The sequence below is a fragment of the Lutibacter aestuarii genome, from assembly GCF_042676885.1.
Lineage (GTDB): Bacteria > Bacteroidota > Bacteroidia > Flavobacteriales > Flavobacteriaceae > Lutibacter > Lutibacter aestuarii.
This window is the reverse complement of sequence record NZ_JBHTIC010000008.1, coordinates 96,391-120,781: the sequence shown is the minus strand read 5'-3', so window position 1 is coordinate 120,781 and position 24,391 is coordinate 96,391. Positions and strand designations below refer to the sequence as shown.

Below are 24,391 nucleotides of genomic sequence, written 5' to 3'. Positions count from 1 at the left end.
TAATCAAATTTAAAAAATGAGAAAAACGGTATCAATCATATTAGCTCTACTTCTTTTAACAGGTGCTATTTTTTTAGCTAAATATCTTATAGACAATAAACAAAAACCTAAAGCTAAAGTAGAAAAAAATATAAAAACAGTATTTGTAGAAACGGTAACAAATACAAATATTCCTATCATTATTTCTACCAATGGTAATTTAATTGCTAAAAATAAAATTGAATTATTTTCTGAAGTTCAAGGTGTTTTAGTTATTACTTCAAAAGAATTTAAACCTGGTACAACTTTTAAAAAAGGAGAAACTATTTTAAAAATTAATAGTGATGAATTTTATGCCAATTTACAAGCTCAAAAAAGTAATTTCTACAATGCTCTAACAGCCATAATGCCAGACATTAGATTGGATTTCCCTAATGAATATGGTAAATGGCAATCTTATTTACAAAAATTTGACATTCAAAAACCTCTTGAAAAACTACCTGAAACTGTTTCTGAAAAAGAAAAATTCTTCATTTCTGGTAGAGGTATTTTAACAAATTACTACAATGTTAAAAACTTAGAGGTAAAATTAAATAAGTACAATTTAAAAGCTCCTTTTTCAGGAATTTTAACTGAAGCATTAGTTACCCCTGGTAGTTTAATTAGACCTGGACAAAAATTAGGAGAGTACATCAATCCTACAGTTTATGAAATGAGTGTTTCTGTAAAATCTGAATATAAAAATTTACTTCAAATTGGAAAACCTGTAAAACTATACAACTTAGAAAAAACAGCTTCTTGGACAGGAAAAGTTGTTAGAATTAATGGAAAAGTAGATACAGCTACACAAACCATTAAAGCTTTTATTGAAGTAAGTGGTGAACAATTGAAAGAAGGACAATATTTAGAAGTAGCATTAGAGGCAAAAAACGAAGAAAATGCATTTGAAGTTTCACGTAATTTACTAGTTGAAAATTCTAAATTATATATTGTAAAAGATTCTGTATTAGATTTAATTCCTATAAATTTAATTTATGAAAATAAAAACACTGTAGTAATTAAAGGTTTAAAAAATGGAACTCAACTATTAGCCAAACCTGTACCTGGTTCTCATGTAGGAATGCCAATTAAAGTTTTTAACGAAAATACACAGGACTAATGAGAAAGATAATTACTTATTTTATTAAATTTCCTGTTGCGGTTAATATTTTTATAATTGCTTTTGTAGCTTTTGGGTTAGTTGGGGCATTATCTATGAAATCTTCATTTTTCCCATTGACTGATTCTCAAAACATTTCAATTAATTTAGCCTACCCTGGAGCTTCTCCACAAGAAATGGAAGAAGGAATTGTTCTAAAAATTGAAGATAACTTAAAAGGCATTATCGGAGTTGATAGGGTTACTTCAGTTTCTAGAGAAAATTCTGCAACAATTAATGTTGAAATTATTAAAGGAAAAAATATTGATGTTGTTTTATCTGATGTAAAAAATGCTGTAGATAGAGTTCCTTCTTTCCCTTCTGGTATGGAACCTCCAATTATAGCAAAAATTGAAAATATTAGACCTACTATAAGCTTTATAGTAAGTGGTGATGATATTCCTTTAGCTACCTTAAAACAATATGCACGTGATATTGAAAATGATTTAAGAAATATAGAAGGTATTTCTCAAGTCAGTCTTTCAGGCTTTCCAGCGCAAGAAATTGAAATTGCTGTACGTGAAAATGATTTAAGAGCCTATAATTTATCTTTTTCAGAAGTTGCCAATGCCGTCAGTAAATCAAACCTATTAATCTCTGGCGGAAATATTAAAACAAACGATGAAGATTACTTAATAAGGGCTAGAAATAAAAATTACTATGGTAACGAACTGGTAAATTTAGTTGTAAAAGCCGAACCAACAGGAAACATTATTAGGTTAAGAGATATTGCTGATGTTACCGATACTTGGTCTGAAAATCCAGATAGAATATTTTATAATGGTCAAAAATCTATCAACATAACCGTTAGCAATACTAATAGTGAAGATTTAATATCTACAGCAGATAAAATTAAAGATTATATTAAAACCTTTAATGAGCAAAATGAAAGTATTCAAATAAACATTTCGAGTGATGCTTCTATAACCTTAAACCAACGTACAGAACTATTGGTTAAAAATGCTATTATGGGTATTGGTTTAGTATTGTTTTTTTTAGCATTATTTTTAAATGTTCGTTTGGCTTTTTGGGTAGCTGCAGGTTTACCAATAGCATTTTTTGGAATGTTTATTTTTGCTGCAAATTTAGGGGTAACCATTAATGTATTATCGCTTTTTGGGATGATCATAGTTATTGGTATTTTGGTAGATGATGGAATTGTAATTGGTGAAAATATATACCATCATTACGAGAAAGGAAAATCTCCAATTCAAGCAGCAGTAGATGGTACTTTAGAAGTAATTCCTCCTATTGTTTCAGCCATTTTAACTACAATAATTGCATTCTCTACTTTTTTCTTTTTAGATGGTAGAATTGGAATGTTTTTTAGTGAAGTTTCATTAGTTGTAATGTTAACTCTTGGAGTTTCACTAATTGAAGCCTTAATCATTTTACCTGCTCATATTGCACATTCAAAAGCGTTAGAAAAAAAGGAAAAGAAAAGAAACAAGTTAAACACCTTCTTTTTTAACGTTAACCAAAAAGCTGAAAAAATACTCTTTTATATAAGAGATAATTGGTATGCTCCTTATTTAAAATTCTTTTTAAAAAATAGAGCTTTAGGTTTTGCAATTCCGTTAGCCTTATTAATCTTTAGCATTGGAGGTTTAGGTGGTGGAATTGTTAAAACATCTTTTTTCCCTTCTATTGCAAGTGATCGAGTTTCCATTAATTTAAAAATGCTACAAGGTACCAATGAAATGATAACTGACTCTATCATATCTGAAATTGAAAAAGTAGCTTGGCAAGTAAATGAAGAATTTACCAAAAAACAAACAGGCAATGAACCTGTTATTCAAAATATCATTAAAAGAATTGGTCCTGGATCAGCCAATGGAAGCTTGACTATAAACTTACTTCCTGGTGAAGCTAGAGATTTCTCCTCTCCAGAAATTACCAATGCTATTAGAGATAAAGTTGGTAAAGTATATGGGGTTGAAAGTTTAACATTTGGTTCTGGTGGTAACTTTGGGGGAAGTCCTATTGCTGTTTCTTTATTAGGCAATAATATCAATGAGTTAAAGGCTGCTAAAATTGAATTAAAAGAGGTTTTAAGTAAAAATCCATTGCTTAAAGATATTTCTGACAATGACCCAGCAGGGATAAAAGAAGTGCGAATAAAACTTAAAGAAAATGCATATTTATTAGGATTAAACCTTCAAATGGTTATGAGCCAAGTTCGCTATGGGTTCTTTGGATTACAAACTCAACGTTTTCAACGTGGACAAGATGAAATAAAAGTATGGGTTCGATATAAAAAAGAGGACAGATCTTCTATAAAAAATTTAGATGATATGTGGATTACTACACCTAATAATCAACGTGTACCTTTTTCTGAAATTGCTACTTATGAAATTGAACGAGGCGATGTTGCCATTAACCACTTAAGTAGTAAACGAGAAATTCAAGTTACTGCCGATATGAAAACTCCAGGTGAAAGTGCAACAGATATTTTAAATGAAATTAAGACAACTATTATGCCGCAAATTTCATCAAAATACCCTACTGTGAGTGCTGCTTACGAAGGACAAAATAGACAAGCAAATAAAACTATTACTTCATTTAATAAGGTAGGTTTAATAATTTTAGGACTTATTTACATAGTTATTGCATTTACATTTAGATCTTACGAACAACCAATTCTTCTAATATTATTAATTCCTTTTAGCTTAATTGGAGTGGTTTGGGGGCATTTTTTCCATGGGTTTCCAATAAACATTCTATCATGGCTGGGTATCATAGCATTAGTTGGAATAATGGTTAATGATGGGTTGGTACTTATAGAAAAATTTAATGGATATTTAAAACAAGGTATGAAATTTGACGAAGCACTTATCAACGCAGGTATTTCAAGGTTTAGAGCTATTTTGTTAACTTCTTTAACAACTATTGCCGGTTTAGCTCCACTATTGTTAGAAAAAAGCAGACAAGCACAATTTTTAAAACCCATGGCCATTTCTATCTCTTATGGAATAGCTATTGCTACGGTTTTAACACTTGTAATGCTACCTTTACTCCTATCCGTTTCCAACTCAATTAAAGTTTTCATCAAATGGTTAAGTACTGGAAAAGAAGTTACAAAAGAAGAAGTAGAAAGAGCAATTATTGAATTAAAAAATGAAGAAGATGAAACATATTAACAAGCTTATCATATTATTTTTTAGCTGTTGCATATCTGCAAATTACGGACAAGAAATTCTCTCAAAAGAAGCTGCAATTAATATTGCATTAGAGAATAATTATGGAATTTTAATCGCTAAAAATAACATGAAAATTGCTAAAAATAATGCAAGTATTTATAACAGTGATTATTTACCTAAAATAACTGCTAATGCTGGAGCAAATTATAATAATGACACCAACGAATTTACGCTTCAAAATGGAGAAAAAACAACGGTAAATGATGTTGAATCTAAAGTTTATAATGCTTCTATTGGATTGAATTATACATTATTTGATGGGTTAGGCCGTACTTACAACTATAAAAAATTAAAAGAAACCTATAATTTATCTGAACTAGAAGCTAAAGCAATTATTGAAAATTCATTATTGCAAATTTTTAGTAAATATTTTGAAATTGCTAATTTAACTGAGAATAGTAAAATATATTTAGAATCTTTAAACATTTCAAAACAGCGTTTGACTAGAACAAAATATGGCTTTGATTATGGACAAAACACAAAACTTCAAATGCTGAATGCTGAAGTTGATGTAAATAATGATAGCATTAGATACATCAATACTCAAAGAATTTTAGCTAACTCTAAAAGAGATTTAAATTTATTATTAGGTAGAGAAGTTTCAACCAATTTTAATGTTGATACCAATGTAAAGTTTGAACAGTTTTATCAATTAAACTCTTTATTAGAAAAAGCAAAAGTATACAATATTGAAATTCAAAAACTATCTAAAAGTATTTTATTAAGTGATTTAGATATAAAAATTAACAAATCTAATTGGTTTCCTACCCTCAACTTAAATAGCTCTTACGGATTCAATAAATCTGATAACGATGCTACTTTTAATTATGCAGAGCAATTATCAAAAGGTCTAAACGCAGGATTTAGTTTAAATTGGAATATTTTTGATGGTGGAAACACCAAAACTAAAGTCCAAAATGCCAAAATTATTGCTGATAATTTACAAGTTCAAAAAACGCAATTGTCTAACGAGTTAGAACGCAATGTTACCAATGCTTTTGAAGTATATAAAAATGCTTTATTTATTTTAAAAGCTGAAGAAAAAAATGTTGAAACCAATATGTTAAATTTTTCAAGAACAGAAGAACAATTTAAATTAGGGCAAGTTACTTCGATTGAATTTAGACAAGCGCAAGTAAATTTACTAAATGCACAATCAAACTTAAATCAAGCTAAATTTGATGCCAAAAATGCAGAATTAATCATGCTACAATTATCTGGTGAATTACTGAATACTAATTTCTAACAACAATAATATCAATTAAATACAAAGAGCGTTGTAAAAACGCTCTTTTTTTATCACTCCTTCAAAGTAACATAAATTACTTTACAATAATAACATAAAATTCAATGACATAAGTCATAATAATCTTAAATCCCTCTCCGTAAATTTGTGATCTTAAATATAAAGATTAACATAAATATAAATAAAAGATGGAGACGCTACAAGAAGTCAAAACAAGAGTTTACAAGTTCGGAAATAAAACCGCAGATGGAAATAGTCAAATGAAGAACCTTTTAGGTGGAAAAGGGGCAAACTTAGCAGAAATGAGTTTAATTGGAATTCCAGTTCCTCCTGGTTTTACAATTACTACAGAGGTTTGTACTGAATATAACTTGCTTGGAAAAGACACTGTTGTAGAAATGATTAAACCTGAAGTTGAAAAATCAATTGAAAATATTGAAAATATAATGGGAGCTAAATTTGGTGACAAAGACAACCCATTATTAGTTTCTGTTCGTTCTGGAGCAAGAGTTTCTATGCCTGGTATGATGGATACCGTATTAAATTTAGGATTAAATGATGAAGTTGTAATTGGTTTAGCAAAGAAAACTAACAACGAACGTTTTGCTTGGGATTCATATAGACGATTTGTACAAATGTACGGAGATGTTGTTTTAGGGATGAAACCAGAATCAAAAGAAGATATCGATCCTTTTGAAGAAATTATGGAGCACTTGAAAGATAAAAGAGGTATTGAATTAGATACAGAATTTACAATTCAAGATTTAAAAGACTTAGTGTACGATTTCAAAGATGCTGTTAAAAAACGTACAGGACATGATTTCCCTTCAAATCCTTGGGATCAACTTTGGGGAGCAGTGGTAGCTGTATTTAATAGTTGGAATGGTGATAGAGCAGTTTATTATAGAAATATGCACGGATATCCAGCAGATTGGGGTACAGCAGTTAACGTACAAGCAATGGTGTATGGAAACATGGGTGAAAACTCAGGAACAGGTGTTTGCTTTACACGTGATGCTGGTACTGGTGAAAATATTTTTAACGGAGAATATTTAATTAATGCACAAGGTGAAGATGTTGTAGCAGGTACTAGAACTCCTCAACAAATTACAAAAACTGGTTCGTTACGTTGGGCTGAATTAGCAAAAGTTGAAGAAGAAGATAGAGTAACAAATTATCCTTCTTTAGAAGAATTGATGCCTTCTATTTATAAAGAATTAAACGAATACCAAGAAAAACTAGAAAAACATTATTCTGACATGCAAGATATGGAGTTTACTATGCAAGATGGTAAACTTTGGATTTTACAAACTAGAAATGGTAAACGTACTGGTGCTGCAATGGTTAAAATTGCAATAGATATGCTAAAAGAAGGTTTAATTGATGAAAAAGAAGCCTTACTTCGTATTGAACCAAACAAACTAGATGAATTATTACACCCAATTTTTGATCCTAAAGCGTTAAAAGCTGCCAATGTAATAGCACAAGGTTTACCTGCATCACCAGGTGCTGCAACTGGTAAAATTGTTTTCTTCGCAGATGAAGCTGCAAAATACAAAAACAGTATTTTAGTACGTATTGAAACTTCTCCTGAAGATTTAGAAGGAATGAACATTGCAAAAGGTATTTTAACTGCACGCGGCGGTATGACATCTCACGCAGCTGTAGTTGCTCGTGGAATGGGTAAATGTTGTGTATCTGGAGCAGGTGCTTTAAAAATTGATTATAAAAATCGTATACTTAAAGTAGATGGTCACGAATATCATGAAGGTGACTGGATTTCATTAAACGGTTCTACTGGAAATATTATTGAAGGAAAAGTTGCAACTATTGAGCCTGAATTAAGTGGTGAATTTGCTGAAATTATGAATTTATCTGACAAGTATGCTACTATGCAAGTTAGAACAAATGCTGATACCCCAAAAGATGCTAAAGTTGCACGTAATTTTGGAGCTCAAGGAATTGGTTTAACAAGAACCGAACATATGTTCTTTGAAGTTGACCGTATCAAAGCAATGCGTGAAATGATTTTAGCAGATACTGTTAAAGGTCGTAAAGAGGCTTTAAAGGAATTATTACCTATGCAACGTGAAGATTTTGAAGGTATTTTTGAAGCTATGGAAGGGCTACCTGTAACCGTTCGTTTACTAGACCCACCATTACATGAGTTTGTACCTCATCAATTAGCAACTCAAAAAGATTTAGCTGATGAAATGCATATTTCTTTAGAAGCTGTTAAAAATAAAGTTTCTGAATTAGAAGAATTTAATCCAATGCTTGGTCATAGAGGTTGTAGATTAGGAATTACATATCCTGAAATTACTGAAATGCAAGCTAGAGCTATTATAGAAGCTGCCTTAAATTTAAAAGCTAAAGGTATTGTTGCTAAACCTGAAATTATGATTCCATTAATTGGTACATTAGCTGAATTTGAAAGTCAAGAAAAAATCATTAGAGGTACTGCTAATACTGTTTTTGAAGAATACAACGATACTATTGAGTATTTAGTAGGTACTATGATTGAAATTCCTAGAGCTGCTCTAACAGCTGATTTAATTGCTCAAAAAGCTGAATTCTTCTCTTTTGGAACAAACGATTTAACTCAAATGGCTTTTGGATACTCTCGTGACGATGCTGGTAAATTCTTACCTATTTATATTGAAAAAGGAATTTTAAAAGTTGATCCTTTTGAAGTATTAGATCAAGAAGGTGTTGGTCAATTAGTTAAAATGGGTACTGAAAAAGGTAGAAGTACAAAAAAAGAATTAAAAGTTGGTATTTGTGGCGAACACGGAGGCGAACCAAGTTCAGTAGAATTCTGTTATAAAACAGGTATGAATTATGTAAGTTGTTCTCCTTTTAGAGTGCCGATTGCTCGTATTGCTTCTGCACAAGCTGCAATTAAAAGTGAAAAATAATTTAAATTAAATAAATTGGTTAACATTAAAATTCCATCTTTTTAAAAGGTGGAATTTTTTTTATACTTCATTTAAAGTATCTTCGCAATATGATAAAAGTTTGTATACTTGGCGGAGGCAATGTAGCATATCATTTAACAAATATTTTGTTGAAAACAAAAAATATTGAACTGGTTCAAGTTTATAACAGAACACTTAACCATATAAAATATTTAGAGAAATTCACTTCAGTTACCAATTCCTTAAATCAACTTAAAGAAGCTGATATTTACATTATTTGTATTTCAGATAATTGTATAGAAACCATCTCTAAAAAACTAAATTTTAAAAATAAACTTGTTGTTCATACTTCAGGAGGCATTGGTATTGATGAACTAAAATGTCAGGCAAATAAAGGTGTCTTTTACTTGCTTCAATCTTTTTCAAAAGAACGAGCTGTAAATTTTAAAGAAATCCCTATTTGTTATGAAGCTACTTTGAAAAAAGATGAAGAATTGTTAGAAAAATTAGCTAAATCAATATCAAATCATTGTTATAAAATAAATTCAAACCAAAGAAAAAGTATCCATGTAGCAGCGGTTTTTGTCAATAATTTTGTAAATCATTTATATCATATAGGAAATGAAATTTGTAAAAAAAATAAAGTTCCATTTGAAATTTTATGGCCAATTATTAAAGAAACAGCAGCTAAAATAGAAACACTAACTCCTTTAGAAGCACAAACAGGACCTGCAAAAAGAAACGATACTAAAACTCTTAAAAAACATCAAGCAATGTTAACCCAAAATCAGCAAGAAATTTATACATTGCTCACAAAATCTATTTTCAATACTTATGGAGAAAAGTTATAAAGAACTAATGCCACAAATAAACACCTTTATATTTGATGTAGATGGTGTTTTAACCAATGGAATTATTACAATTACTACAAATGGAGAACTTATTAGAAACATGTCAGTTAAAGATGGTTATGCATTAAAAACTGCTATTAATTTAGGGTATAATATTTGTATTATTTCTGGAGGGAGTAACGAAGGTGTTCGATCTAGATTAGAAGGTTTAGGAATCAAAGACATCTATTTAGGAACACACAATAAAACTATTCAATTAAACGATTATTTAAAAAAGAAAAATATAAAAATTGAAAATGTATTGTATATGGGTGATGATATTCCTGATTTCCCTGTAATGAAAGAAGTAGGCTTACCTTGTTGTCCTAAAGATGCTGTTCCTGAAATTCAGGATATTTCTTTATATATTTCTCAAAAAAAAGGAGGTAATGGTTGTGTGAGAGATGTTATTGAACAAGTTCTAAAAGTTCAAGGAAAGTGGGATTATCAATTTGATGCCAAAACAGATTAATACAATTTTAAAATAAAATAGTTAAACCATGAAAAAAATAATAACCCTTAGTATTTGTTTATTAGTTATTGGAGTTTTTAACACTTACTCACAATCTATTTTTGGGAAATGGAAAACCATTGATGATGAAACTGGTAATGAAAAATCAATAGTAGAAATTTATCAAAAAGATGGTAAAGCCTATGCTAAAATTATTCAACTTTTAGAAAAAGGAAAAGAAGATAAAGTGTGTGATAAATGCAAAGGTGCTAATAAAAATAAACCTATTAAAGGCATGGTAATCATAAACGGACTTTCAAAAGATGGTGACGAATGGAATGATGCCAAAATTTTAGATCCAAAAACTGGAAAAGAATACAAATGTTATATAACACTTGATACACCTAATAAATTAAAAGTAAGAGGTTATATTGGTTTTGCCTTAATTGGAAGAACACAATATTGGCATAGACTTGCTGAGTAGCATTTACCTTCTCAAATAAATTATTTAAGGTGAATTTTAATTTCGTTCTTTTAACATAGGCACAAATTTAAATTCACCTAATTCGTGTTTTTCAAAATCTTTTTCACTTTTTCTAATAAAAAGAGTCATAATTTGCACTTCATCTCCAACAGGTATTACCAACCTAGCACCTATTTTAAGTTGTGCTAATAAAGGATTAGGAACAAATGGGGCACCAGCGGTTACAATAATTCCATCAAAAGGAGCAAATTCGGGCATTCCTTTATAACCATCACCAAAAACTATTTTTTTAGGTTTATATCCTAATTTTGGTAAAAATAATTTTGTTTTTTTAAATAATTCCAATTGTCTTTCAATGGTAAAAACTTTAGCTCCCATTTCTATTAAAACTGCTGTTTGATATCCAGAACCTGTTCCAATCTCTAAAATTTGATCGTTAGGTTTAATTTTTAAGAGTTCGGTTTGAAAAGCTACGGTATAAGGCTGAGAAATGGTTTGTTCTGCAGCAATAGGAAACGCTTTATCTTGATAAGCAAAATCTACAAAACCAGAATCCATAAATAAATGTCGAGGCACATTAGCAATGGCATTTAACACATTTTTGTCACTAATACCCTTCTTTGTAATTGTTTTTACTAATTGATTTCTAAGACCTTGATGTTTATGCGTATCTTTCACTAATAATTTAAATTTGAGTTGCTAAAAATAGGAATAAATGCGCAAAGATTGTTATTTTTGCTTACATAAAAATAAACAATCTTATGATGCTAAAAGCAGGAGTTTTAGGAGCCGGTCATCTTGGCAAAATTCACTTAAAATTATTAAATCAATCCGATAAATACGAATTAGTAGGTTTTTATGATCCTATTGAAGAAAATGCACAAAAGGTAGCTGAAGAATTTGGGTACACTAAATTCAACTCTATTGATGAGTTAATTGAAGCTGTTGATGTTGTTGATATTGTAACTCCTACTCTTTCACATTTTGATTGCGCTAAAAAAGCTATTGAAAAAGGGAAACATATTTTTATTGAAAAACCAATAACTAAAACTGTTGAAGAAGCTGAAACATTAATAACTTTAGCTGATAAACACCAAGTAAAAGGGCAAGTTGGTCATGTAGAACGATTTAATCCAGCATTTACTGCGGTAAAAAGCTCCATAGCAAACCCTATGTTTATTGAAACACATAGATTGGCTGAATTTAATCCTAGAGGAACAGATGTACCTGTTGTATTAGATTTAATGATTCATGACATTGATGTTATTTTAAGTGTAGTGAATTCAAAAGTTAAAAATGTACACGCAAGTGGAGTTTCAGTTATTAGTGACACTCCTGATATTGCCAATGCGCGAATAGAATTTGAAAACGGTTGTGTAGCTAACCTTACCGCTAGTAGAATTTCACTTAAAAACATGCGTAAATCACGTTTTTTCCAACGCGATGCTTATATTGCGGTTGATTTCTTTGAAAAAGCAACAGAAGTTGTTAAAATGAAAGACGCCCCTAAAAACCCAGGAGATTTTGACATGATTCTTCAAAATGCTGAAGGTATAAAAAAACAAATTTATTTTGAAAACCCAACAATTGAAGCTAATAATGCTATTTTAGATGAATTAGAAACTTTTGCTAATGCCATTAACAATAACACAACTCCAATTGTTACCTTAGAGCAAGGCACCGAAGCTTTGAGAGTAGCTCATATGATAATAAACGATTTTTAAAATGACTATTTATCAAGTTGATGCTTTTACCAACAAATTATTTAAAGGAAACCCCGCTGCGGTTTGTCCTTTAAGTCAATGGATTTCAAATGAATTAATGCAAGCCATAGCTGAAGAAAATAATTTATCTGAAACTGTTTTTTTTGTTGAAAAAGAAAATCATTTTGAAATAAAATGGTACACACCAACTTGCGAAATTGATTTATGTGGACACGCTACATTAGCCGCTGCTCATATTATTTTTTCAGAATTTAACTATCAACATAAAAAAATAGAATTTCATTCCAAAAGTGGAATTTTAAGCGTAACAAAAAATAACGATTGGTACACGCTTAATTTCCCATCTGAGAAATATCAAGAAATTGTTACTCCTCAACTTTTACAAGAAGCGTTAAATTGTACTATCATAAAAACATTTACAGGCAAATGGAAATGTATGGTAGTGCTAAAAGATGAAGAAACTATACAAAACTTGAAACCAAATTTTAGCAAATTAAAAAAAGTAGCATTCTCTGGTATTATTGTGACGGCTAAAGGGGAAAATACAGATTTTGTTTCTCGTTTTTTTGCTCCAAAAATTGGTATTGATGAAGATCCAGTAACTGGGTCTGCTCACACGTTACTTATACCCTATTGGGCTTCAAAATTGAATAAAAATAAATTAACCGCTAAACAGCTTTCAAAAAGGACAGGTTTATTAAATTGCGAATATTTAAATAACCGAGTTGAAATAAGCGGACAAGCAATTACTTATTTAAAAGGTCAACTAACATTAAAATTATAAACCAATGAAAAATATTGCAGTTATAGGAGCTGGTACAATGGGAAATGGCATAGCTCATGTGTTTGCTCAAAACAATTACAACGTTCATTTAATAGATATTTCTCAAGATGCTATTAATAAAGGAATTTCTACCATTACTAAAAATCTCGATAGATTATTAGCTAAAGAAAAAATTACTGAAGCCATTAAAACTCAAACACTAAATAATATAACTTCATTTACTTCTATTGTAGAAGGTGTAAAAAATATTGATTTAGTTGTAGAAGCTGCAACCGAAAATGTAGATTTAAAGCTTAAAATTTTTAAGCAATTAGACGATGTAGCTCCTCAAAATGCTATTTTGGCATCAAATACTTCATCAATTTCAATTACCAAAATTGCCGCAGCCACCAAAAGACCCGAAAAAGTTATTGGAATGCATTTTATGAATCCTGTTCCAATTATGAAATTGGTTGAAATTATTAGAGGTTATAATACCAGTAATAACGTAACCAAAACTATTATGGAACTTTCCGAAAAGCTACATAAAGTACCAGTTGAAGTAAATGATTACCCAGGATTTGTTGCTAATAGAATTTTAATGCCAATGTTAAATGAAGCTATTGAAACGCTTTATAATGGTGTTGCTGGTGTTTATGAAATTGACACAGTAATGAAGTTAGGTATGGTACATCCAATGGGACCTTTACAGTTAGCTGATTTTATTGGTTTAGATGTGTGTTTATCTATTTTAAATGTAATGTATGATGGTTTTAAAAATCCAAAATATGCTCCATGTCCACTATTGGTAAATATGGTACAAGCTGGTAAGTTAGGTGCAAAATCTGGAGAAGGATTTTATGATTATTCAACCTCAAAAAAGGCTGAAATAATATCCAAACAGTTTCAATAACAAAAAAAGCCGCATTTAGCGGCTTTTTTAATTTTTACAAATACTTTAAGAAGAAATCCATCATATCTTCTTTTAATTGGTAATGCATTTTTACAAAAGTTTTCATTTCATCTTTCAATAAAATTTGTTTTTCTTGAAATACTATTTCTTGTGAATTATCCACTTTAGCTTTAGCCAATTCACGTTTTTTCATTCTAATTCTATGTCTTAAATGACCCATTACTTCACGTTCACGAATTATTTTATTTTGAAACCCTTCTAATTGTATCATAACCTCATTTCCAAGATTACGCATAGCTACATGTTCTAATTTTTCTTCAAAATAATCCATTTCACTTTCTTGAAATTTTAATTCTCTTTTCCAAACATCTAAGTTGAAATTAAGATCACTTAAGAATACTAACTGACTTTCCATATACGAATTGCTTTTAATATTATACTATAAAGTTCATTATTTTATTTTAATTTTTCTCTGATATAAATCATATAATAATTGTTTAAACAGAGATTGTTGCTTTTAAATAAGTACTTGTATAAAGATACAAAAAAAGCGTCTTAATTAAAATTAAAACGCTTTTTATAAATAGTTTTTTTTAACTATTAATTATTCCCTTCTTCTTCCTCTTTTTTGGAAGTTTTATTCCATATTTTAATATCATCATCTAAAGTAACACCTGATAATATTTCAACATTGATTCCATCTGAAATTCCTAATTCTACATCACGTCTTTCAAATTCTTGATCACCAACTTTGACTTCCACATAAGGAGTTTCTGTTTTTTTATCAAATTGTAATAATGCTTCTTTAATAGATAAAACACTGTCTTTTTTATCTAAAACTATATCTGCATTGGCACTATAACCTGCACGTACAAAAAACTCATCGTCTAGCGTTACATCTCCTTTAATTTTAAATTGAACTGCACCATTTTCTTCAGTTCCTTTTGGAGCAATAAAGTTTAATTTAGCTGGATACTTCTTTTTTTCTATCGCTCCTAATGATACTTCTAATACAGTTCCATTTTTTATTTTACCTACTTCAGCCTCATCTACTTTACCTTCAAAAATCATTTTTGTCATGTCAGCAATTGTAGCAATGGTAGTTCCAGCATTAAATGTGTTACTTTCAATTACTTGATTTCCTTTACGAACTGGAATTTCTAATATAGTTCCCGAAATTTCTGCTTTTACAAAAGTATTTGCTGTTTTTCCCATTCCAGCAGCTGAACCTTTTTTGATAATTTGAAGGTTATCTTGAGCATTTCTTAAATCTTGTAATGCACTATTATAATTTAACTCAGCAGTTTCAAATTCTTGTTCAGAAATAACCCCTTTCTCAAAAAGTTTTTTATTTCTATCATATAATGTTTTTGAGTTATCAAAACGTAATTGAGCATTTTTAACATTCCCTTGTGCACTATTTAAAGATTGAACATTAGGAACTACTCTAATGGTAGCTATTAGGTCACCAACTTCAACTTGTGCTCCTTCTTCAACAAAAATTTCTTCAATTATTCCTGAAACTTTAGGTTTAATTTCAGCCTCCTCCAGCGGAACTACTTTTCCTGTAGCTACTGTTTTTTTAACTATATTAGTTTTAAAAGCTTTTTCTGTTTCATATTGAATGGGTGATTTGCTATTTTTAGCTCCAAACCAAAGCAAAACAGCTATTAGTGCTACTGCTATTCCTCCAAAAATTAATGTTTTTTTCATTAGTTATTTATTTTCTTATTAGTTGTTTTTTTATTAAATATGTTGAAAAATAGTACTTAAATTATTTTTCTTACTCTTCTCTTAATGCTTCAATTGGTCTAATGCTTACTGCGGTTTGCGCTGGTATTAACCCAATTAATGTTCCTAAAACTACCAAGGTAACAGCTGCAATAATTATTACAGGAATATCTACTGTTGGATTTGTTAATGCGGCCTCTGGGCCACTCCCAATTGTAGCGTCTATCAGCATTAATACAAGGCCTCCAAATATAATTCCAAGCGCTCCTGCAATGCTAGTTAAAAATACAGACTCTAATATAATTTGTCGTTTAATTTCCCAAGGTTTTGCACCAATTGCACGTCTAATCCCAATTTCCTTGGTTCTTTCTTTTACAGTAATTAATAAAATATTTCCAATGGCAAATACTCCAGCAATTAATGTTGCTATACCCACAAACCAAGTTAAAAATTGCATTCCAGTTAAAAAACCTGTTACTTGAGCAATTCTTTCCCCTAAATTAAAACTTCCAAAGGCTCTTTCATCTTGAGGATGAACCTTATGTAAATTTCTTAAAAGTAATTTAACATCAGCTTCAATTTGTTTGATATCATATTCAGGTTTACCTGTAATCATCATCCATCCGATAGTATTTCCCCTATTATAAACTTGTTGAAAAGTAGTAAAAGGAATGTGTATATTTCCTTGTGGACCTCCAGTACCAACTTGACCTTGTTTGTACATACCAACCACATTGTAATTAATATTATTGATCTTTATATATTGTCCTATAGGGTACACATCTTTATCAAATAATTGTTTATAAATTTCTTCTTCAATAACACAAACTTTTTTCTTTTCTTTAATATCATTGTCATTTATAAATCTTCCATACACCAAATCTTTCTTTTGAACTTTATCTAGCTCTGGATAATCACCAAAGATTCCGAAATTACCAGATTTAAAATTATTAATAGCTAATGCCTGTGTTTGATGACGTGGCACCACAAATTCAAGACCTTCAATTTCATTTTTAATATTATCTAAATCCGTCATTTTTAAAGTGAGTCCTTTACCTTCTTGAAATCCTTTAAAAGGTTTACTTGTTGATTGCGCCCACACAAAAACACTATTTGTTGCAAAATTTCCAAATAACTTGTTAAAATTATTTTCTAATCCTTTAGCAGCTCCCAACAAAACAACCAATAAAAAAATACCCCACATAACTCCTATGATAGTAATTCCAGTACGCATTTTATTTTTACGTATGCTACTATAAATTTCTTGCCAAGTATCTTTATCAAATAAAAATTTCATAATTAATCATCGTTTAATGCTACAATTGGTTTAATACTTGCCGCTCTTTTTGCTGGAATATAGCCTGCAATGGTACCTGCTATAACTAATACAATTGTAGCCCCTACTACAACATACGTTTCTACACTTGGGTTTAAAATGAAATATTTTTCTAAACTATCTCCTAAAGATTCTAATGCGAAAACACCTAATAACAATCCTGAATATCCTGCGATAGCGGTCACAAATATTGATTCCATCATAATCATGCCTACAATAGCCTTAGGAGTAGCTCCTAGAGCTTTTCTAATACCAAGTTCTTTAGTACGTTCTTTTACTATATAAACCATTATATTGCTAATCCCAATAATACCAGCTACTAATGTTCCTATTCCAATAAATAATATAATTACTTTTAAGGCTAACATAAGTTGTTCAACATTCTTTGTCCCTTCGGCATAATTTCTTACTCTAATTGCTCCTTGATCTCTTGGATCAACACTATGCTTTTCTTTTAACAATTTTGTTAATGAATTTGTAAATGCTAATGCCTGATCAACTGTCAATTTTGGATTGAATGTGAGTCCTATATAATCTAACTCATCATTAGGTTTATACATTCCTTGAAAAGTGGTGAAAGGGGTGTAAATATAGCGTTCATCATTGTCTCCTCCAGGATCATTAAAAACACCTACAACTTTATAAGAAATACCTTCAATATTAATATTCTTACCTAAAGCATGTTTGTTCCCAAATAAATCTTTTTCAACAAGTCTTCCTATAGCTACTACTTTAGACCTTCTTTCCAAATCTAAATAAGTTAAAAATCTACCATCTTGAATAACAGCTGACTCTAAAGGTTGATAATCTGGATAAACACCTCTAACATTATATCTGTTTTGCTCTCCTTTATAAATCACCTGCATATTACGCTGAATATTGGGGCTGAAAAATTGAATTTTATCTTCAAATTTTTCATTTATAAATTTCATATCATCATTTCTATATTGAATTCTTCTACCACTTTGCAACCCTTTATACGGTTTTGTAGTTCTTCCAGAATTTATATATACTGAATTTGTAGCATCACCTGCAAATTGTTTTTCAAATGTATGTTTCAATCCATTTCCAACACCAAATAATAAGGTAAATAGCAAAATTGCAAATGCTATGGTAAAACCGGATAAAGCAGTTCTCAACTTATTTTTATTAAGTGCTTGGAATATTTCTTGCCAACGGTCTATATCAAACATACCTTATGCTTTTGATTTTTTTAGAGTTTTTTCATCACTAATAATTACTCCATCCTTTAAACGTACAATTCTATCTGTTTCTTCTGCAATATCTTCTTCGTGAGTAATTACAAAAACCGTCATACCTTCTCTGTTAATTTCTTTTAACAATTCCATTACAGAATGTGATGTTGTTGAATCTAATGCTCCTGTAGGCTCATCTGCCAATACAACTTTTGGCTTAGTAACCAATGCCCTAGCTATAGCAACACGTTGTTTTTGTCCTCCAGAAAGCTCACTAGGTAAATGATTTGCCCAATCGGCAATGCCCACTTTATCTAAATATTGAAGTGCTATTTTTTGACGTTCTTTTCTTCCCATTCCTTGATAATATAATGGAAGAGCAACATTTTCTAAAGCTGATTTATAATTAATTAAATTAAACGATTGAAAGACAAATCCTAAAAATTTATTTCTTAATATAGCTGCCTTTTTTTCATCTAAGTTTTCAATTAATTGACCATTTAAATAATAGTTTCCAGCATCATGGTTATCTAATAAACCAACAATATTTAACAACGTTGATTTTCCTGAACCTGATGACCCCATAATGGAAACAAATTCTCCTTCTTTTATGTGTAAATCTAGTCCTTTTAAAACATGTAATGAGTCTTTTCCTATTGGATATGATTTGTGTAGTTTTTCAATCTTAATCATTTGGGTTTGTTGTTTTAAACGAATTTATAAATTGCTATTGAGAGATGCTATTAATTTTTTGTTAAAAGAAAATACTTAATTTTACCTCATGAACATTTATAAAAACAAATCTATTATTCTTTTTGATGGTGTTTGTAACCTTTGTAATTCCTCAGTTAATTTTATAATTAAACACGATAAAAAGAAATATTTTTTATTTGCCTCACTACAATCAGACGCAGCAAAAGAAATTTTGTTACATCATTCTTTGAATAAAATTATTTTTGATTCAATTATTTTAATTGAAGACACTATTGTTTATGAAAAATCTACAGCAGTTTTAAGAATTGCAAAGAAGTTAAATAATGGATTTCAACTACTCTATATTTTTATCTTGATTCCTAAAATATTACGTGATAAAATATATGATTATATTGCCAAAAATAGGTACAAATGGTATGGCAAAAAAAATACCTGTATGCTTCCTTCTAAAGATTTAAAAAGTCGATTTTTATAACTATCAAAAATTATTTTTTATGGTAATTGTCATCCCATTCCTTTACTTTAGGTTTATGAAGTTTTCCTAAAGACTTTGCAACTAACATAGAAACAGAGGCATCTCCTGTTACATTTACAGTGGTTCTACACATATCTAATGGTCTGTCAATAGCAAATATTAAAGCCAAACCTGCTTCGGGTATACCTGCTTGACCTAAAACTATTACTAGCATTACCATTCCTGCCCCTGGTACAGCAGCAGAACCTATACTAGCTAAAGTTGCTGTGGCAATAATTCCTAATTGAACACCGAAAGATAAATCCATTCCAAACGCTTGAGCTATAAAAACAGCAGCTACTGCTTGATACAAACTTGTACCATCCATATTAATTGTTGCTCCAATTGGCAAAACAAAACTACTAACTTCTTCATCTACACCTAAATGTTCTGTTACTCTTTCCATAGTTACTGGTAATGTGGCTGCACTACTACTTGTTGAAAAAGCCAATAATTGAGCAGGAGAAATACCCTTTAAAAACGTTGATGGATTTTTTTTTGCAATCATCCAAACAATTATATTGTAAAAAGTAATCATTAAAATTAATCCTAAAATTACCGTAAAAGCATACCAAACAAGTGCTTTAAATAAATCAATACTTGGAGATTCTACAACCAATGCTGCCAATAATGCAAACACACCATAAGGAGCTGCAAGCATAATAAGGTCAATCATTTTCAATATCACTTCATTAAAACCATCAAAGAAATTTTTGACAGGTTTTGCTTTTTTTTCAGGAATTAAAATTAATCCAATTCCAAAAAATATGGCAAAAAATATGACTTGGAGCATGTTTTTATTTTCGGTAGAAGCTCCAAAAATATTGTCGGGAACGATATCAACCAACGCTTGTAAAGGACCACTACTTTTTTGTTTGTCAGCTTCCTCTTTATATTTCATAGCATCTCCACTATAATTTTGAACAAGTTCTTGACGTGTGTCTTCAGATATTGAATTTCCAGGCTTAATAACATTAACTAGCATTAACCCTATAGAAACTGCAACTATAGTAGTAATTAAATACAAACCGATAGTTCTTCCTCCCATTTTTGAAAGTTTTGAAATATCCTTTAAATCTGAAACCCCTTTTATTAACGAAGCCAATATTAAAGGCACAGCAATTAATTTTAAAGCATTGATAAATATTTTTCCAAAAGGTTTTATCCAATCTTGTACTATTTCTTTACCTCCTTCAAACTGGGTGAATACTAATCCTACTAAAACACCCAAAGCCATTCCTATTAATATTTGCCAGTGCAATGCTATTTTTTTCATTGAAATATTTTAAAATTCTCGGAAAGATAAAAAAATACAATTAAAAATACGGTGTGTTTTAAACATAAAAAAAAGCACTAAAAGTGCTTTTTCATTATAAATCAGTGTTTTGCTTTAAAATTGATACCTTAAAGAAATCGCTAAATCTAAATCGGTATCTTTACCATAATCACCAATAACTCCAATTTCTGGTCTAAAATCTAATGAAATTAATAGTGGGATTTCAAAATTATATTCAATTCCAATATTTCCATCAGCGTTTACAAATACTCCATCATCACCATTTCCAATATATTTGTTTCCATTACTCCAAAAACCAATACCAGCACCAAAACCTACATACCAATTAAAACCTTCATCAATATTCCAAACCCATTGGTAAATTCCTGAAAGTTTAAAAGCATCATATCTATCATGGTCTCTATATCCTAAATCCAATTCTAATCTATTTATTTCAGATAGTTGATGTTGATAAGAAATTTCACCTCCAAAACCATCATTATCACCTAATCGAATACCTAATGCATGTTTAGAAATTTCTTGTGATTGAGAAGTGAAAATCATTCCTAAAAATAAACTTAAACCTAAAAATACTTTTTTCATATTGTTAAAATTTTATAATTATTGCTTGTTTATTACAAAGTCTGTGCCATTTAAAATACAACGATTCATGAGTTTTTTTATTTTAAAGCAATCTTTTATTTTTAAACTTGATTTTATATTGATATCATTATTTTTATGTATTTTCAACCATAATTTTAAACTAAAAAAATAAAATGGCAGGATTAATAGATTTATTGAACAGTGATTTAGGAAAAAACTTAATAAACAACGCTAGTTCACAATTAGGAGAAAATAAAGTAAAAACAACATCGGCAATATCAACAGCTATACCTTTAATTTTAGGTGCTCTAAAAAATAATACATCTACCCAAAAAGGTGCAGAAGGTGTGCTAGGCGCATTATCCAATAAACATGATGGTAGTATTTTAGACAATTTAACAGATGTACTAGGAAATAAAGATATATTAGCCGATGGGGCTGGTATTTTAGGTCATATTTTTAATGGTAAACAACAAAATGTTGCAAAGGTTGTCAGTACAAAAAGTGGTATTGATATGAGTTCTGCTATGAGTTTATTAAAAATGTTAGCTCCAGTTATTATGGGATATTTGGGAAAACAATCTCGTCAAAAAAATATTGAAGATGCTAATGGAGTTGATAATTTATTAGGAAATTTATTAGGGTCTGGTGCACAAAAAGAACAAAGTTTAGTAACCCAAATATTGGATGCAGATGGTGATGGTAGTGTGATAGATGATATTATTGGTATGGCTGCAGGTGGTAAAAAGAAAGCTGGTTTAGGAGGTTTATTAGGAGGCTTGTTTGGAAAGTAAATTAATTACATAGAATACATAAAAGGTGAAGCTTTGCTTCACCTTTTTTTCGTTGAAAAATTTTCATTTTAAAATATAAATGTATTTTTGTGGCGAAACAAAATCACATGGAGAAATTAAAAAAACGTTGGGGACTAACTTCTAACTTTCAAGTTCTGCTTATTATTATTGTATTTTCAATAAATGGTTCTTTTGCTGCTTGGGTTGCAAAACCGGTTACTGAAATTGTAGGTATAAGCGAAGAAAATCCTTGGATTTTTTGGCCAATTAGAATTTTATTGATATTCATTATTTATCAAATAACACTCCCTTTGGTAGGTTTTTGTTTCGGTCAATTTAAATTCTTTTGGAATTTTTTCACTAAAAAAATACTACTAAGAATTGGTTTGAAAAAACTTTTTAAGGAAGTTTAGTTGCTGTTTCTTTTTTAAGAAGGTATTTATAAATCCACGTTAATGTAAAAGTTGGCAAAAAATCTGTTCCAAAAATACCTGCTTCTTCTATAAATGATACCAATCCGGCAATTTTACCTTCGGTGCCTTTAAACATTTTATAAATTAAATAAGATGATAACGGAGCCCAAATTACATCGGCAAACTCACCTATAAATGGAATTACAAAACTAAGCATTCCAATTGCATCAAATAAAATGCTTAAAAAAAGTAATTTATATTTCTTTGTCATAGGATTTTTTTAAAATTTTATTGCAATAAAAATACCAAATTAATTTTCCTTTAACTTGTCTTTATATTTTTTTATAAATTTTTCTAATTTAGGATTAATTACCGCTCTACAATAACCTTGGTTTTTATTATTATTGTAATAATTTTGATGATAATCTTCTGCTTTATAAAATGCTTCAAATTTAGTTACTTCAGTAACAATAGGGTTATCAAATATCTCCGCTTTAGTTAAGGCTTCTATAAAAATTTCTGCAACTTTTTTTTGAGCTTCAGAGTGATAAAAAACTGCAGAACGATATTGGGTACCTATATCATAACCTTGTCTATTTAAAGTTGTAGGATCGTGAGTACTAAAAAATACATCTAAAATTTCTTGAAATGAAATAATTGATGGATTAAATTGAATTTCAATGGCTTCTGCATGTCCAGTTCTACCTGTAGTTACTTCCCTATAAGCTGGGTTTTTAATAGTACCTCCTGAATATCCCGATGTAACAAACTCTACTCCTTTCAATCTTTGAAAAATTGCCTCAGTACACCAAAAACACCCATTAGCTAAAGTGGCCGTTTCAAGTTTTTTTGTCATTGCTAATGATTTTGTTGTTTGTTTTGTTTGCGAAAAATTTATGGTTATTGCAAAAACACAAAAAAGAATACTCACTAAAATTTTATTCATTTTATTTATTTTTTTAGTAAGACGTAAAAACGAATATTAAATTACACTCCTCATGTAATTTCTAAATATTTTCAAGTGTTGAAACTACTCTTTCTAACATTTCTTCTGTAAAATCTAAATGAGTTACCATGCGTAATTTACCTTGTCCCATAGAAATTAATGAAATACCTGCTCTATTTAGTCGTTGAATAAAATCTTGTTCATTAATAGAATCTATAACATTAAAAATAATGATATTTGTTTCAATTGGCTCTACGTTTTTAACCAGTTCACAATTTTGAAGAGCTACTCCAATAATTTTTGCTCTTGTATGATCAATTGCTAACCTTTCTACATGATTGTCTAAGGCATAAATTCCCGCAGCTGCTAAATATCCAACCTGACGCATAGCTCCACCAAAAAGTTTTCTAACTCTTAAAGCTTTTTCTATATGCTTTTTAGAGCCCAATAATACTGATCCTATAGGGGCTCCAAGACCTTTTGACAGACAAATAGAAATCGTGTCAAAAACCTCACCATATTGCTTAGGAGTTTCATTTTTGGCTACTAACGCATTAAACAATCTAGCACCATCCAAATGCAATGCTAAATTATTAGCTGTACAAACTTTTTTTATTTTCAATATCTCTTCAAAATCCCAGCAAGCACCTCCACCTTTATTTGTGGTATTTTCTAAAGTTACTAGCCTAGCATAAGGCACATGAATATCTGATCTACCACCTAAAACAGCTTCACTTAACTGGTTTGTTGTAAACATTCCTCTTGAACCATCAATTAAGTGAGAAGTTACTCCAGAATTTGCAGCTGCCCCTCCACCTTCATAATTATATACGTGTGCATACTTATCGCAAAACATTTTATCTCCCGGTTGGGTATGAATTTTAATTCCTGTTTGGTTAGCCATTGTACCCGAAGGAAAAAATAAGGCATCTTCCATTCCAAACATTTTGGCAATTTTTTCTTGAAGCTTATTTACCGTTGGATCAGTTTTAAAAACATCATCTCCAACTTCAGCATTCAACATTGCCTTTAACATGCCTTTTGTAGGTTTAGTTACAGTATCACTAATTAAATTTATTTGCATAGTTTAAATTAAATTATT

Annotated in this window: 24 protein-coding genes; 13 read left to right on the top strand and 11 right to left on the bottom strand. The window is 29.9% G+C overall.

All coding sequences use genetic code 11. The features are described from left to right. Window positions 1-16: 16 nt before the first annotated feature. The 7 genes from ACFQZW_RS08080 to ACFQZW_RS08050 all read left to right on the top strand — a co-directional run bounded on the left by ACFQZW_RS08080 (window position 17) and on the right by ACFQZW_RS08050 (window position 10,366). On the top strand, window positions 17-1,138 hold the full coding sequence (locus ACFQZW_RS08080; RefSeq protein ID WP_298287382.1) for an efflux RND transporter periplasmic adaptor subunit: 1,122 nt from the start codon (window positions 17-19) through the stop codon (window positions 1,136-1,138). After that, window positions 1,138-4,317 carry an efflux RND transporter permease subunit gene (locus ACFQZW_RS08075; RefSeq protein ID WP_298287380.1) on the top strand — a complete coding sequence of 1,060 codons (3,180 nt, stop codon included), beginning with the start codon at window positions 1,138-1,140 and terminating at the stop codon, window positions 4,315-4,317. Before ACFQZW_RS08080 ends, ACFQZW_RS08075 begins: the two co-directional genes overlap by 1 nt. Further along, window positions 4,304-5,623, top strand: a complete 1,320-nt coding sequence (locus ACFQZW_RS08070; protein WP_372801823.1) for a TolC family protein — start codon at window positions 4,304-4,306, stop codon at window positions 5,621-5,623. Before ACFQZW_RS08075 ends, ACFQZW_RS08070 begins: the two co-directional genes overlap by 14 nt. Before the next feature lie 188 nt (window positions 5,624-5,811). Then, a complete protein-coding gene (gene ppdK / locus ACFQZW_RS08065) occupies window positions 5,812-8,541 on the top strand; it encodes a pyruvate, phosphate dikinase (protein WP_386782236.1) in 2,730 nt (909 codons plus the stop codon). 89 nt (window positions 8,542-8,630) lie between these two features. After that, window positions 8,631-9,392 (top strand): Rossmann-like and DUF2520 domain-containing protein, encoded by a 762-nt coding sequence (locus ACFQZW_RS08060; RefSeq protein ID WP_298287377.1) that lies wholly within the window; start codon window positions 8,631-8,633, stop codon window positions 9,390-9,392. Continuing rightward, a complete protein-coding gene (locus ACFQZW_RS08055) occupies window positions 9,376-9,903 on the top strand; it encodes a KdsC family phosphatase (RefSeq protein WP_298262326.1) in 528 nt (175 codons plus the stop codon). Before ACFQZW_RS08060 ends, ACFQZW_RS08055 begins: the two co-directional genes overlap by 17 nt. 28 nt (window positions 9,904-9,931) lie before the next feature. Beyond that, entirely contained in the window at window positions 9,932-10,366 is a 435-nt protein-coding gene (locus ACFQZW_RS08050) for a DUF2147 domain-containing protein (RefSeq protein ID WP_372801189.1), read from the top strand. Window positions 10,367-10,402: 36 nt separating this feature from the next. On the opposite strand, the gene ACFQZW_RS08045 is transcribed toward ACFQZW_RS08050, so the two are convergent. Continuing rightward, window positions 10,403-11,044 (bottom strand): protein-L-isoaspartate(D-aspartate) O-methyltransferase, encoded by a 642-nt coding sequence (locus ACFQZW_RS08045; RefSeq protein WP_386782233.1) that lies wholly within the window; start codon window positions 11,042-11,044, stop codon window positions 10,403-10,405. Between the two features lie 86 nt (window positions 11,045-11,130). On the opposite strand from ACFQZW_RS08045, the gene ACFQZW_RS08040 reads away from it, so the two are divergent. The 3 genes from ACFQZW_RS08040 to ACFQZW_RS08030 are packed head-to-tail and all read left to right on the top strand — an operon-like array spanning window position 11,131 to window position 13,766. Further along, window positions 11,131-12,090 carry a Gfo/Idh/MocA family protein gene (locus ACFQZW_RS08040; protein ID WP_298262599.1) on the top strand — a complete coding sequence of 320 codons (960 nt, stop codon included), beginning with the start codon at window positions 11,131-11,133 and terminating at the stop codon, window positions 12,088-12,090. 1 nt (window position 12,091) lies between these two features. Further along, the gene (locus ACFQZW_RS08035) at window positions 12,092-12,874 is read left to right on the top strand and encodes a PhzF family phenazine biosynthesis protein (RefSeq protein WP_298262323.1); all 783 of its coding nucleotides are present in this window, start codon (window positions 12,092-12,094) and stop codon (window positions 12,872-12,874) included. Between the two features lie 4 nt (window positions 12,875-12,878). Next, window positions 12,879-13,766, top strand: a complete 888-nt coding sequence (locus ACFQZW_RS08030; RefSeq protein ID WP_386782230.1) for a 3-hydroxybutyryl-CoA dehydrogenase — start codon at window positions 12,879-12,881, stop codon at window positions 13,764-13,766. 34 nt (window positions 13,767-13,800) lie between these two features. Here ACFQZW_RS08030 and ACFQZW_RS08025 read toward each other — a convergent pair whose 3' ends face one another. The 5 genes from ACFQZW_RS08025 to ACFQZW_RS08005 all read right to left on the bottom strand — a co-directional run bounded on the left by ACFQZW_RS08025 (window position 13,801) and on the right by ACFQZW_RS08005 (window position 18,722). Beyond that, the gene (locus ACFQZW_RS08025; RefSeq protein ID WP_298262321.1) at window positions 13,801-14,181 is read right to left on the bottom strand and encodes a hypothetical protein; all 381 of its coding nucleotides are present in this window, start codon (window positions 14,179-14,181) and stop codon (window positions 13,801-13,803) included. A gap of 185 nt (window positions 14,182-14,366) precedes the next feature. Beyond that, window positions 14,367-15,479, bottom strand: coding sequence for an efflux RND transporter periplasmic adaptor subunit (locus tag ACFQZW_RS08020; RefSeq protein ID WP_298262320.1), 1,113 nt, complete (start codon window positions 15,477-15,479; stop codon window positions 14,367-14,369). 70 nt (window positions 15,480-15,549) lie between these two features. Continuing rightward, complete coding sequence (locus tag ACFQZW_RS08015) at window positions 15,550-16,794, bottom strand: ABC transporter permease (RefSeq protein ID WP_386782226.1); 1,245 nt, start codon at window positions 16,792-16,794, stop codon at window positions 15,550-15,552. A 2-nt stretch (window positions 16,795-16,796) separates the two neighbouring features. Beyond that, entirely contained in the window at window positions 16,797-18,026 is a 1,230-nt protein-coding gene (locus tag ACFQZW_RS08010) for an ABC transporter permease (protein ID WP_386782224.1), read from the bottom strand. 3 nt (window positions 18,027-18,029) lie between these two features. Next, a complete protein-coding gene (locus ACFQZW_RS08005; protein ID WP_298262317.1) occupies window positions 18,030-18,722 on the bottom strand; it encodes an ABC transporter ATP-binding protein in 693 nt (230 codons plus the stop codon). An 88-nt stretch (window positions 18,723-18,810) separates the two neighbouring features. Here ACFQZW_RS08005 and ACFQZW_RS08000 point away from each other — a divergent pair, with 88 nt between their 5' ends. Beyond that, complete coding sequence (locus tag ACFQZW_RS08000) at window positions 18,811-19,218, top strand: thiol-disulfide oxidoreductase DCC family protein (protein WP_298262316.1); 408 nt, start codon at window positions 18,811-18,813, stop codon at window positions 19,216-19,218. Between the two features lie 10 nt (window positions 19,219-19,228). On the opposite strand, the gene ACFQZW_RS07995 is transcribed toward ACFQZW_RS08000, so the two are convergent. Together ACFQZW_RS07995 and ACFQZW_RS07990 are read right to left on the bottom strand one after the other, a co-directional pair. After that, a complete protein-coding gene (locus tag ACFQZW_RS07995; protein WP_298262315.1) occupies window positions 19,229-20,533 on the bottom strand; it encodes a dicarboxylate/amino acid:cation symporter in 1,305 nt (434 codons plus the stop codon). Window positions 20,534-20,647: 114 nt separating this feature from the next. Further along, on the bottom strand, window positions 20,648-21,136 hold the full coding sequence (locus ACFQZW_RS07990) for a hypothetical protein (RefSeq protein ID WP_298262314.1): 489 nt from the start codon (window positions 21,134-21,136) through the stop codon (window positions 20,648-20,650). A 173-nt stretch (window positions 21,137-21,309) separates the two neighbouring features. Between ACFQZW_RS07990 and ACFQZW_RS07985 the strand changes: the two genes are divergently transcribed. Together ACFQZW_RS07985 and ACFQZW_RS07980 are read left to right on the top strand one after the other, a co-directional pair. Next, entirely contained in the window at window positions 21,310-21,930 is a 621-nt protein-coding gene (locus ACFQZW_RS07985; RefSeq protein ID WP_386782220.1) for a DUF937 domain-containing protein, read from the top strand. A gap of 107 nt (window positions 21,931-22,037) precedes the next feature. After that, window positions 22,038-22,343, top strand: coding sequence for a DUF6787 family protein (locus ACFQZW_RS07980; protein ID WP_386782218.1), 306 nt, complete (start codon window positions 22,038-22,040; stop codon window positions 22,341-22,343). Here the strand turns inward: ACFQZW_RS07980 and ACFQZW_RS07975 are convergent. The 3 genes from ACFQZW_RS07975 to ACFQZW_RS07965 all read right to left on the bottom strand — a co-directional run bounded on the left by ACFQZW_RS07975 (window position 22,330) and on the right by ACFQZW_RS07965 (window position 24,373). Further along, window positions 22,330-22,614, bottom strand: coding sequence for a hypothetical protein (locus ACFQZW_RS07975; protein ID WP_298262311.1), 285 nt, complete (start codon window positions 22,612-22,614; stop codon window positions 22,330-22,332). The genes ACFQZW_RS07980 and ACFQZW_RS07975 overlap by 14 nt on opposite strands. 39 nt (window positions 22,615-22,653) lie before the next feature. After that, a complete protein-coding gene (gene msrA, locus ACFQZW_RS07970; RefSeq protein ID WP_298287374.1) occupies window positions 22,654-23,199 on the bottom strand; it encodes a peptide-methionine (S)-S-oxide reductase MsrA in 546 nt (181 codons plus the stop codon). A 151-nt stretch (window positions 23,200-23,350) separates the two neighbouring features. Next, window positions 23,351-24,373 (bottom strand): threonine aldolase family protein, encoded by a 1,023-nt coding sequence (locus ACFQZW_RS07965; protein WP_298287372.1) that lies wholly within the window; start codon window positions 24,371-24,373, stop codon window positions 23,351-23,353. Between the last annotated feature and the right edge of the window lie 18 nt (window positions 24,374-24,391).

Excerpts from the sequence above, each read along its gene's own strand:
- ACFQZW_RS08080 (WP_298287382.1), top strand. The coding sequence starts at position 17 with ATGAGAAAAACGGTATCAATCATATTAGCTCTACTTCTTTTAACAGGT.
- ACFQZW_RS08075 (WP_298287380.1), top strand. The coding sequence starts at position 1,138 with ATGAGAAAGATAATTACTTATTTTATTAAATTTCCTGTTGCGGTTAAT.
- ACFQZW_RS08070 (WP_372801823.1), top strand. The coding sequence starts at position 4,304 with ATGAAACATATTAACAAGCTTATCATATTATTTTTTAGCTGTTGCATA.
- ppdK (WP_386782236.1), top strand. The coding sequence starts at position 5,812 with ATGGAGACGCTACAAGAAGTCAAAACAAGAGTTTACAAGTTCGGAAAT.
- ACFQZW_RS08060 (WP_298287377.1), top strand. The coding sequence starts at position 8,631 with ATGATAAAAGTTTGTATACTTGGCGGAGGCAATGTAGCATATCATTTA.
- ACFQZW_RS08055 (WP_298262326.1), top strand. The coding sequence starts at position 9,376 with ATGGAGAAAAGTTATAAAGAACTAATGCCACAAATAAACACCTTTATA.
- ACFQZW_RS08050 (WP_372801189.1), top strand. The coding sequence starts at position 9,932 with ATGAAAAAAATAATAACCCTTAGTATTTGTTTATTAGTTATTGGAGTT.
- ACFQZW_RS08040 (WP_298262599.1), top strand. The coding sequence starts at position 11,131 with ATGCTAAAAGCAGGAGTTTTAGGAGCCGGTCATCTTGGCAAAATTCAC.
- ACFQZW_RS08035 (WP_298262323.1), top strand. The coding sequence starts at position 12,092 with ATGACTATTTATCAAGTTGATGCTTTTACCAACAAATTATTTAAAGGA.
- ACFQZW_RS08030 (WP_386782230.1), top strand. The coding sequence starts at position 12,879 with ATGAAAAATATTGCAGTTATAGGAGCTGGTACAATGGGAAATGGCATA.
- ACFQZW_RS08025 (WP_298262321.1), bottom strand. The coding sequence starts at position 14,181 with ATGGAAAGTCAGTTAGTATTCTTAAGTGATCTTAATTTCAACTTAGAT.
- ACFQZW_RS08020 (WP_298262320.1), bottom strand. The coding sequence starts at position 15,479 with ATGAAAAAAACATTAATTTTTGGAGGAATAGCAGTAGCACTAATAGCT.
- ACFQZW_RS08015 (WP_386782226.1), bottom strand. The coding sequence starts at position 16,794 with ATGAAATTTTTATTTGATAAAGATACTTGGCAAGAAATTTATAGTAGC.
- ACFQZW_RS08010 (WP_386782224.1), bottom strand. The coding sequence starts at position 18,026 with ATGTTTGATATAGACCGTTGGCAAGAAATATTCCAAGCACTTAATAAA.
- ACFQZW_RS08005 (WP_298262317.1), bottom strand. The coding sequence starts at position 18,722 with ATGATTAAGATTGAAAAACTACACAAATCATATCCAATAGGAAAAGAC.
- ACFQZW_RS08000 (WP_298262316.1), top strand. The coding sequence starts at position 18,811 with ATGAACATTTATAAAAACAAATCTATTATTCTTTTTGATGGTGTTTGT.
- ACFQZW_RS07995 (WP_298262315.1), bottom strand. The coding sequence starts at position 20,533 with ATGAAAAAAATAGCATTGCACTGGCAAATATTAATAGGAATGGCTTTG.
- ACFQZW_RS07990 (WP_298262314.1), bottom strand. The coding sequence starts at position 21,136 with ATGAAAAAAGTATTTTTAGGTTTAAGTTTATTTTTAGGAATGATTTTC.
- ACFQZW_RS07985 (WP_386782220.1), top strand. The coding sequence starts at position 21,310 with ATGGCAGGATTAATAGATTTATTGAACAGTGATTTAGGAAAAAACTTA.
- ACFQZW_RS07980 (WP_386782218.1), top strand. The coding sequence starts at position 22,038 with ATGGAGAAATTAAAAAAACGTTGGGGACTAACTTCTAACTTTCAAGTT.
- ACFQZW_RS07975 (WP_298262311.1), bottom strand. The coding sequence starts at position 22,614 with ATGACAAAGAAATATAAATTACTTTTTTTAAGCATTTTATTTGATGCA.
- msrA (WP_298287374.1), bottom strand. The coding sequence starts at position 23,199 with ATGACAAAAAAACTTGAAACGGCCACTTTAGCTAATGGGTGTTTTTGG.
- ACFQZW_RS07965 (WP_298287372.1), bottom strand. The coding sequence starts at position 24,373 with ATGCAAATAAATTTAATTAGTGATACTGTAACTAAACCTACAAAAGGC.